The organism is Halorubrum sp. CBA1125, assembly GCF_009742825.1.
In the GTDB taxonomy this organism is placed as follows: Archaea; Halobacteriota; Halobacteria; order Halobacteriales; family Haloferacaceae; genus Halorubrum.
The window spans coordinates 1-8,852 of record NZ_WPCE01000121.1 but is presented as its reverse complement, the minus strand read 5'-3'; the positions used below and the strand labels follow the sequence as shown (position 1 = coordinate 8,852).

7 protein-coding genes and 5 pseudogenes are annotated in these 8,852 nt (G+C 72.1%); 6 read left to right on the top strand and 6 right to left on the bottom strand.

What is annotated here, in order from left to right:
• A pseudogene (locus tag GJ633_RS17870) lies at positions 1 to 817 on the top strand (YkgJ family cysteine cluster protein); the annotation flags it as partial.
• Positions 818 to 822: 5 nt separating this feature from the next.
• Here the strand turns inward: GJ633_RS17870 and serB are convergent.
• Positions 823 to 1,491: a phosphoserine phosphatase SerB gene (serB, locus tag GJ633_RS11085; protein WP_156588877.1), complete on the bottom strand. Its 669-nt coding sequence runs from the start codon at positions 1,489 to 1,491 to the stop codon at positions 823 to 825.
• Positions 1,492 to 1,614: 123 nt separating this feature from the next.
• Between serB and GJ633_RS11080 the strand changes: the two genes are divergently transcribed.
• Positions 1,615 to 1,803, top strand: a complete 189-nt coding sequence (locus GJ633_RS11080; RefSeq protein ID WP_156588876.1) for a hypothetical protein — start codon at positions 1,615 to 1,617, stop codon at positions 1,801 to 1,803.
• A gap of 3 nt (positions 1,804 to 1,806) precedes the next feature.
• Positions 1,807 to 2,394 (top strand): 2'-5' RNA ligase family protein, encoded by a 588-nt coding sequence (locus GJ633_RS11075; RefSeq protein ID WP_321169032.1) that lies wholly within the window; start codon positions 1,807 to 1,809, stop codon positions 2,392 to 2,394.
• Positions 2,395 to 2,441: 47 nt separating this feature from the next.
• On the opposite strand, the gene GJ633_RS11070 is transcribed toward GJ633_RS11075, so the two are convergent.
• From GJ633_RS11070 to GJ633_RS11055, 4 genes and pseudogenes are all read right to left on the bottom strand, one after another.
• Positions 2,442 to 3,098, bottom strand: a complete 657-nt coding sequence (locus GJ633_RS11070; RefSeq protein WP_321169031.1) for a TRIC cation channel family protein — start codon at positions 3,096 to 3,098, stop codon at positions 2,442 to 2,444.
• A gap of 109 nt (positions 3,099 to 3,207) precedes the next feature.
• The gene (locus GJ633_RS11065) at positions 3,208 to 3,432 is read right to left on the bottom strand and encodes a hypothetical protein (protein ID WP_156588878.1); all 225 of its coding nucleotides are present in this window, start codon (positions 3,430 to 3,432) and stop codon (positions 3,208 to 3,210) included.
• A gap of 17 nt (positions 3,433 to 3,449) precedes the next feature.
• Positions 3,450 to 4,845 (bottom strand): annotated as a pseudogene (locus GJ633_RS18135) (cytochrome P450).
• Between the two features lie 105 nt (positions 4,846 to 4,950).
• Positions 4,951 to 5,160, bottom strand: a pseudogene (locus GJ633_RS11055) (chemotaxis protein); the annotation flags it as partial.
• 137 nt (positions 5,161 to 5,297) lie between these two features.
• Here GJ633_RS11055 and GJ633_RS11050 point away from each other — a divergent pair.
• A pseudogene (locus GJ633_RS11050) lies at positions 5,298 to 7,099 on the top strand (excinuclease ABC subunit C).
• A 72-nt stretch (positions 7,100 to 7,171) separates the two neighbouring features.
• Here the strand turns inward: GJ633_RS11050 and hisG are convergent.
• Positions 7,172 to 8,061 (bottom strand): annotated as a pseudogene (gene hisG, locus GJ633_RS11045) (ATP phosphoribosyltransferase).
• 99 nt (positions 8,062 to 8,160) lie between these two features.
• Between hisG and GJ633_RS11040 the strand changes: the two are divergent.
• Entirely contained in the window at positions 8,161 to 8,418 is a 258-nt protein-coding gene (locus GJ633_RS11040; protein ID WP_156588875.1) for a type II toxin-antitoxin system HicB family antitoxin, read from the top strand.
• Positions 8,419 to 8,670, top strand: a complete 252-nt coding sequence (locus GJ633_RS11035; RefSeq protein ID WP_156588874.1) for a type II toxin-antitoxin system HicA family toxin — start codon at positions 8,419 to 8,421, stop codon at positions 8,668 to 8,670.
• The last annotated feature ends 182 nt before the right edge of the window (positions 8,671 to 8,852 follow it).

The window sequence follows — 8,852 nt, the reverse complement described above, 5'->3', positions numbered from 1 at the left end:
CGCCGCTCGACGACGCCTACGATCTCGTGCCGCTCACCCGCGACGAGGTCGCCCGCTTCGTCGACGACGGGCTCGGCGACGTCCTCGTCCCTCGGCTGTTCGAGCCGGCCGACCGCGACGACCGCGTGACGGTCGACGGCGTCGCCCTCGCGGCTGCCGGCGGCCGGCCGGTCTTCGTTGTCGGGCTCCGCAAGCCCCCGAAGCCGGTCGCGCCGATCGGTACCGACGACCTTCGCTGGCTCGACGCCTGCGTCTTCCTCGACCCGACCACGCTCCAGTGCCGGATCCACGACTCAGATCGTTACCCCCGCACCTGCTCGACGTACCCCGGACACAACCTCGAACTCGACGTCGAGACCGAGTGCGAGCGCGTGGAGGCCGCCGGCGGGGGCGAACGCCTCCTCGACGACGAGCCGCCGGCATCGCTCCCGCCGCCGGCGTTCGGCCCGCAGGCGCTCGGGTCAACCGTGTTCGCGTACCCCGACCCCGACGGCCTCGCGGGCGTCGTCGACCGTCTCCGGGCCGGCGAGTCGACTCCCGACGACCGCGCCCGCTTCGTCGGCGCCGCCGTCGGCTCGCGGCCCGGGTCGCTGTCGGTCGACCGCGACCGGATGGCCGCGACCCGCGAGCGGGCCGTCGCGGCCGACTCGTGGGCCGGAACCGCGATCCGCGAGTGGGAGCGGCGGGCCGCTGACGCGGGCGCGAGCGGGGACGGTCGCGAGTCGCCGTCGACGCGGACCCGGCGGCGCGGGATCGACTCGTTCGCACGCTCGAAGACGACGCCGGCGCCCCCGGAACCCCGGGATGGCCGGAGTAGCGGCTTCACTCGCTCGCGTCCCTCTCCGGCGGTCGCTCCGACAGCACGCCGTACCCCTCCAGCGCCTTCCCGAGCCGGGCCATCGAGGCGACGACCGCGTCACACGCCGTCCGGACGGCGGGCTTGGGGACGAAGCCGATCGCCAGCCCGGCGACCTCCAGCATCGGCAGGTCGTTCGCCCCGTCGCCGACCGCGACGGTCGCCTCCATCGGCACGTCGAGGTCGGCCGCCAGCGATTCGAGCGCGTCGTCTTTCGTCCCCTCGATGAGCGGTCCCTCGACCTCCCCGGTGAGTGCGCCCTCGGCCATCGGCAGGCGGTTGGCGACGATCGTGTCGGCCTCGACGCCCGCCTTCGCGAGCGCGCGGTCGACGCCGCGCTCGAACCCGCCGGTGAGCACCGCCACGTGGTGGCCGTCGGCCTGCAGGCGCTCGATCAGCCGCCCCGCACCCGGCCGGAGGGCCACCTCGTCGAACGCGGCGGCGACCGCCTCCTCGTCGAGCCCGCCGAGCAGCTCCGCGCGCCGATAGAGGCTCTCGGCGTAGCTGAGTTCGTCGTTCATCGCCCGTTCCGTGATCTCGGCGACCTCGTCGGCGACGCCCGCTCGCTCGGCCAACAGGACCGTCATCTCGGAGTCGGAGAGCGTGCCGTCGAAGTCGAACGCGACCAGGCTCATGGGTTCCGTTCGACGGGGAGGGGTTTTTAACGGCGTGATCCGGGGCGAGACGGCTCGCGGAGTCGGCCGCCTCACTCCGCGACCGGCGATGGGATTTTCCGGAGCGGGCGCGTCCGTCCGGACATGGACCGCGCAGACGTCGCCGTCGACGACCTCCTGAAGGTGATCCTCGCGCTCGTGATCGTATGGCTTCTCGTGGAGATATTCGGGACCATACTGAACCTGACGTTCGCGCTGCTGGACGCCCTGCCGTCGTTGATCGGACTCGCGATCGTCGTCCTGATCGTCCTCTGGCTGGCCGATCGGATCTGAGGCGTGTTCAGCCTCAACGTCCCGCTGCCACCCGCCGTGACGGATCTCGCCGGCGATCTCCACCCGAAACTGGAGGGATTCGACCGCGTCCGGGAGCGGCACACCCTCGTCTGCAAGCGGTTCGGCGTCGACGACGTGTCCGATCGCGTCGCCGACCACGTCGCCGACGGCGTCGGCGGTCCGTCCGCGGACCCGCCCCGGCCGCCCAAGCCCGACGCGCTCGCGGCGCTCCGCGAGGCCCTCCGCCCGCTGCTCGCCGGGACCGATCCGTTCGAGGTCGCGGTGACCGGGCTCGACGCGTTCGAGTCGCCCGCCTCCGGGTCCGGCCCGGTGGTCTACCTCGCCGTCGAGAGCGACGTGCTCGTCCGCCTCCACCGGCGGTTGTGTGCCGCCTACGGCGCGATCGAGGGGATCGAAGGCGACGGCTACGTCCCGCACGTGACGCTGGCGCGGGGCGGGGACCCGGACGCGAGCGGCGAGGCGATCGACCGGCTCGTCGAGCGCGAGTTCGAGCCGATCCGGTGGCGGGTCCACGCGCTCGACCTGTACGATCCCGAGTTCCGCGAGGTCGTGGAGACGGTCGAACTGTGAACCGCCTCGGAGTGGTACGAGGCTTCCCGTGGTTTACTGGAATTGGACTAGTCGCTCAGTCGCCCGACGTTCTGCACTGTCGGGAGGTTCCAGCCGTACGTCACCGCGGCTAACCGGGTCACGACGGTCACTGCCGCACACGCGACGGCAGCCGTACTCTCGGTCGCACCCAACGCTCCCACGACCCAGTACGCACTCCCGCCGATGACGGCACAGCTCGCGTAGAAATCCTCGAAGAGGATGAACGGGGCTCGATCCAGCAGGATATCAGCGACTGCCCCGCCGCCGACGGCGTTGATCGTCGCGATCGCGACGACCCCGAATGCTGACACCCCCGTCGCAGTCGCGACGATAGCACCGGTCGTCGCGAAGGCAGCGAGGCCGATGGCGTCCGCGACGAGCGTGACGGGATGGGTGTCCGGAGACGACGACACGACGCTCAGCGCGACCGCTAAGCTAACGCCGAGGAGCCCCAGACCGATCTCGATCGGGGACTGGAGCGCCAACGGAACGCGCGCGACGAGGAGGTCGCGGGTGACGCCGCCGGCGAACGCCATCGCCAGCCCGACGATGACGATCCCGAAGACGTCGAACTCCTCGCGGATCGCCTTCGACGACCCGACGAGGGCGAACGCGACCAGTCCGACCGTATTCATCACGGCGAACGGGTTGCCGAAGAGGACCGCGATGACGTCCTGACTCACTGCGCTCGCCTACGAGAGGGGGTCTCTTGAGTGCCACGTCTCGCGTTGACCGACCTGTCCGGTCGACGCGCTGGCTCTCAGGGCCGATCGCCGACCCGGTCGGCGGCGACTATCCCTCGTCCGCCTCGCTCGGGTCGTCGACGGCGTGGTGGGGTCCCACCGGCCCGTGGGTCGGACAGACCCCGGCGATCGGGGTCGCGTTGAGACAGCAGGCGCGCCGTTCGGCCGCGATGGCGCCGCGAACGAGGGGCTCGCCGCAGCGACGACAGGAGGACCCGGTCCCCTCGGAGCGGGGCCCGGTCCCCGCGGTCCCCTCCGGCGTCTCTTCCGTCATCTCGGTCACCGCCTCGCTCACCGCTCGCGGACCCGCATCGGGACGGGGTGGTTCGGGTGCATCGTCAGCGACCCGCGCAGGGAGAGGTCGGGCCCCTCGTAGTCGAGTTCGTACTCGGCACAGACCGACGCGAGGATTAGCTTGGCCTCCAAAAGCGAGAACGCCTTTCCGATGCAGTGACGCGGGCCGCCGCCGAACGGGAAGTAGGCGAACCGCGGCCGCCGGCTCCGGCGCTCGGGCGTCCACCGGTCCGGGTCGAACGCCTCGGGGTCGTCGTACCACCGCGGCGACCGGTGGATCACCCACTGCGGGAGCATGAGCGCGGCGCCCTCGGGGATCCGATAGCCACCCAGCTTCACGTCGAGCTTCGGCTCGCGGAACAGGGTGTAGACGGGGGGGTACAGCCGCATGGCCTCGTTGAGGACGCGGTCCGTGTACGCCATCTCGCGGGCGTCGGCCGCGGTCGGGGGGCCGTCGGCGGTCGCGGCCTCGGCCTCTCCCTCCACTCGCTCGCGGACGTCGGGGTGTCTCGAGAGGAGGGTAGAAGGTGTACGTCAACGCGAGCGCGGTCGTGTCGTGGCCGGCGAGCAGCATCGTGACCAGCTCGTCGCGGAGGTTCTCGTCGGTCTGCTCGCCGCGGTCGCGGGGCGCGGAGCAGGACGGAGAGTAAGTCCATCGGCAGGTCGCCCTCGGAGTCGCCCGCGGGGCCGGGAACCGCGACATCCTCGGGGCCCGCGGGGTCGGCTGCGGGGTCGCGCTCGGTCCCGAGCCGGCGGTCGACGACGTCGTCGATCACCGATTCGAGGGTGGCGACCGCGGCGTCGAACTCGCGGTTCTCGCGGGTCGGGACCCAGTCCGGGATCAGGAATCGCCGCGGGTCGGGCTCGAACCGGGCGCCGAGCGGCTCCAGTTCCGCCTGGACCGTCCGGACCTCCTCGTCGGTCACGTCGGCGCCGAACATCGCCGAGACGATGATCCGGACCGTGAGCCGGGCCAGCTCCAGCTGGACGTCGACGGTCTCCCCGGTCTCCCAGTCGGCGAGGTGCGACGCCGTGTGCTCGACCATCGTCCCCGCGAGCGCTCCGATCCGGCGGTTGTGGAACGCGGGGCTCGCGAGGTCGCGCTGGCGCCGCCAGGTGTCGCCCTCGCTCATGAGGAGCCCCTGGCCGAGCAGCCGGTCCATGGCGCCGTCGCCGAACCGCGGCTTGCGGTACCGGTCGGCGTCGCGACGAGGACGCGCTCGACGTCGGCGGGGTTCGCGAGCAGGTACGTCTCGCGGGGGCCCAGATCGAAGCGCACCACGTCGCCGTAGCTGTCGGCGCACGCGCGCATGAACGAGAAGGGATCGTCGGCGTACTGCCGGCCGTTGCCGAAGAGGGGGTCACCGATGGGGCCGGGCGGCCTGGCGGACATGGTGAATTCTGGGGGCTCGCCGAGGTTAAACGTTCGGCGCGCTCGATCGGCGTGCCGCGCGTCGAGGCCCGATTTGGCCCGCCCGGTCGACCGCCTCGGGTCGGTCTACCGCGCGTCCAGCCGCTCGACCCGCTCGATCAGCTCGTCGACGGCGACCTCTTGGCCGTCCGTCGCCGCCACGATCCGCTCGGTCGCGGCCTCGGTGCGGTCGGAGCGCTCCCGGACCGCCTCCAGCGACGAGGTGAGCTCTTCGACCGTCGCGGCCTGGTCGTCGGTCGTCCGCGCGACCTCGGCGACGCCGGCGGCGGCCTCGTCGCCCGTCTCGCGGCCGACGCGAGGTCGCGCGATCGCGCCGGCGGTCGGGCGTCCGGGAACGACGAACGCTCGCGGGATCGACCGCGGCGGGCCCGCAGCGTTCAAACGCGTCGGGCGGGTATCTGGATCCGACCGACATGGACGCCGACGCCGTGCGAGAGCGGGCCGCCGACCTCCCGACGGACCCCGGCGTGTACCAGTTCCGGGCCGGCGAGACGACGCTGTACGTCGGCAAGGCGGTCGACCTCCGGGAGCGCGTGCGATCGTACGCGGACCCGCGCTCGGGGCGGATCCGCGGGATGGTCGAGCGCGCGGACCGGATCGAGTTCGCCGTCACCGACACCGAGACGCAGGCGCTGCTCCTGGAGGCGAACCTGATAAAGCGGCTCCAGCCGCGGTACAACGTCCGGCTGAAAGACGACAAGTCGTACCCGCTGGTCGCCTTGTCCGACCACCCGGTTCCGCGGATCGAGGTGACCCGCGACCCCGAAGAGGGCGCGGTCGCGTACGGGCCGTTCACGAACAAGGGCCGGGTCGAGACGGTCGTGAAGGCGGTGCGGGACGTGTACGGGCTCCGCGGCTGTTCGGACCACAAGTACGCGAACCGCGACCGCCCCTGTCTCGACTACGAGATGGGGATCTGCTCGGCGCCGTGCACCGGCGAGATAGATCCCGAGAGCTACGCCGAGGACGCCGCCGCCGCCCGGCGGTTCTTCGAGGGCGAGACCGGCGCGCTCGCCGATCCGCTGCGACGCCGGATGGAGGCCGCCGCGGAGAACGCCGAGTTCGAGCGCGCCGCGAACCTCCGGGACCGGCTGGCGGCGGTCGAGGCGTTCCACGGCGAGGGCGGCGAGGCGGTGAGCGACCGCGGCGACGACCGGACCGTCGACGTGCTCGCGGCCGCCGTCGAGGGCGACGCCGCCCGCGTGGCCCGGCTCCACAGCGAGCGCGGCCAGCTGGTCGACCGGAGCCGCCACCGGCTGGACGCGGCCGCGGTGGCGGAAGCCGAGGCCGAGGCGACGCGAGACGACGACGGGCGCGACGGCGGAGCGGGCGGCGACGCCGAGATCAACACCCCCGCGGCGGTGCTGTCGGCGTTCCTCACACAGTACTACGCCGAGCGCGAGTTCCCGGACGCCGTCCTCCTGGCCGAGCGCCCCTCGGACCCGGACGTCGTGGACTGGCTGGAGGCGGAGGGCGTTTCGGTGCGGGTGCCCGGCGCCGGTCGGGAGGCGAAGCTCGTCGAGCTGGCGCTGAAGACGCCCGGCGTCGGGGCGGTCACGAGGACCCGGTCGCGGCGCTCGGCGACCGGCTCGGGATCGCCCCGCCCGCGCGGATCGAGGGGTTCGACGTGAGCCACGCGCAGGGCACGGCGGTGGTGGGATCCGACGTCTGCTTCGTCGACGGCAGCGCCGAGACGGCGGGCTACCGCCGGAAGAAACTCACCGACCGCAACGACGACTACGCCAACATGCGCGAGCTGGTGCGGTGGCGCGCCGAGCGCGCGCTCGACGGCTCGGACGACCGGCCGGACCCGGACCTCCTGCTCATCGACGGCGGCGAGGGACAGCTCGGGGCCGCGCGCGACGCGCTCGCGGAGACCGGCTGGGACGTTCCCGTCGTCGCGCTCGCGAAGTCGGAGGAGCTGGTCGTCACCCCGAACGGCACGGCGCGCTGGCCCGCCGACGCCCCCGCGCTCCACCTGCTCCAGCGGGTCCGCGACGAGGCGCACCGCTTCGCGGTGTCGTACCACCAGACCGTCCGCGACGAGGTCGCGACGGTGCTCGACGACGTCCCCGGCGTCGGCCCCCAGACCCGTCGACGGCTGCTCCGGCGGTTCGGGTCGGTCGAGAGCGTCCGCGAGGCCTCCCTCGAGGACCTCACCGACGTCGACGGGGTCGGCGAGGCGACCGCCGAGACGCTCCGCGAGCGGCTGTGACGGTCGACGGGCTCTCCACGGATCCTCGCCGCCGTCGCGTAGCGAACGTCACTCGCGGTCGCGCCGCGAGCGTCACTCCACCAGCCGTTCGATCTCCGTGACGAGGATCCCGCTCGCGCCGACGGCTTTCAGCTCCCCGATCGTCGCGAACACGTCGCGCTCGTCCACCACGGCGTGGACCGCGACCATCCCGTTGCCGTCGCCGTCGGGCTCGACGTCCATCACGGTCGGGCCGCCGAGCCCGGGGATCACGTCTTTCACCTGGTCGAGCCGATCCTTCGGCGCGTTCATCATCAGGTAGCGGCGGCCGTCGGCCGCGAGCACCGACTCGAAGGCGGTCAGCACCTGCTCGACCTTCGGGTCGTCGACGACGTCGGGGCGGGCGAACAGCCGCACCGACGAGTCGAGCACGTCGTCGATCACGGCGAGGCGGTTCACCTTCAGCGTCGTCCCCGTGGAGGTGATGTCGACGATGGCGTCGGCCATGTCGACGTGGGGAGTCAGCTCGGTCGCGCCCGTCACGGTGACGACGTCGGCGTCGACGCGACCCGGTCGAGGTAGTCGCGGGTGACCGCGGGGAACTCGGTGGCGATCGTCCCGCCGGCGAGGTCCTCGACCGCGGTCACGTCGCCGTCCTCGGGCGCGGCGAGCACCAATCGGCAGGAGCCGTACGCCAGATCCAGCAGGTCGACGAGGTCGTCGTCGGTCGCGGCCGCCGGGTCTGCGACGACCCCGCCGGACTCCGCGGCCTGGTCGAGCCCCGTGACGCCGAGGTCGGCCGCGCCGTCGCGGACGTACTCGGGGATGTCCGCGGCGCGCGCGTACAGGACCGTCACGTCGGGATCGACCGTGTCGGCGTACAGCTGGCGGTCGGCGGTCTCCTCGACGTGGAGCCCGGCGCGTTCCAGGAGCGAGAGCGTCGGATCGTGTAGGCGGCCCTTGTTGGGGACGGCGATGCGCATACGCGACGACTCGCGGGGCGGGCGGGAAACGTTTTCGTCCGGCGGCGGACCGAGGCGCAGCGACAGAACGCTTATTCGGCCCGTTCTCGAAGGGAGGGTATGGCGAGCGCGACACGCGACCCCTCGGAGGAGGGAGTCGAATTCATCCACGAGGACGACGGCTCGATCACCGCCAGAGACCTCGAAACCGGGGTCGCGTCCTTCGGCGACACGAAGGCCGAAGCGCTTCGGATGCTCGCGGAAGCCCTCGACCTCCACGAGGGCGACGGCGAGCCCGTGACCGAAGACGACCTCGAGGAGTGGGGGCTCGAAGACGCGGAACCCGGCGACGAGGAGCTTCCCGAGTTCATGCGGTGAATGGTCCGGACGAACTTCTCCGGACGAGAGATCGCGTCCGTGCTTCACGATTTCGGGTACAGACGTGTCGGCCGTGTCGGAAGTCACCTGAAGATGCGTTACGAGTCACCCGATACAGACGAGGTTCGCGTCGTCACGATCCCGATGGCGTCCGCGAACGAAATCCCCACTGGAACGCTCCAGTCGATCGCCGAACAGTGCGGCGCCGAGGACTTCCACGAGTGGTGCCGCTGGATCGACGAGCACCGGTGACTACGTCGTTCCCGACTCACGGGACGTGCGAGAAGCGTCTACGTCCGACGGAAACGGCGACAGAGGTTCGTGGTTATAAACCGTGTTGCGGTGGCGCGCGCCTCCGAGCGCCCCTCGGGCGCGAGGAGCGCGTGCGAGGGAGTCGCTGGCGGCGGTCGCCGCCAGCGACGAGGCTGGGGAGG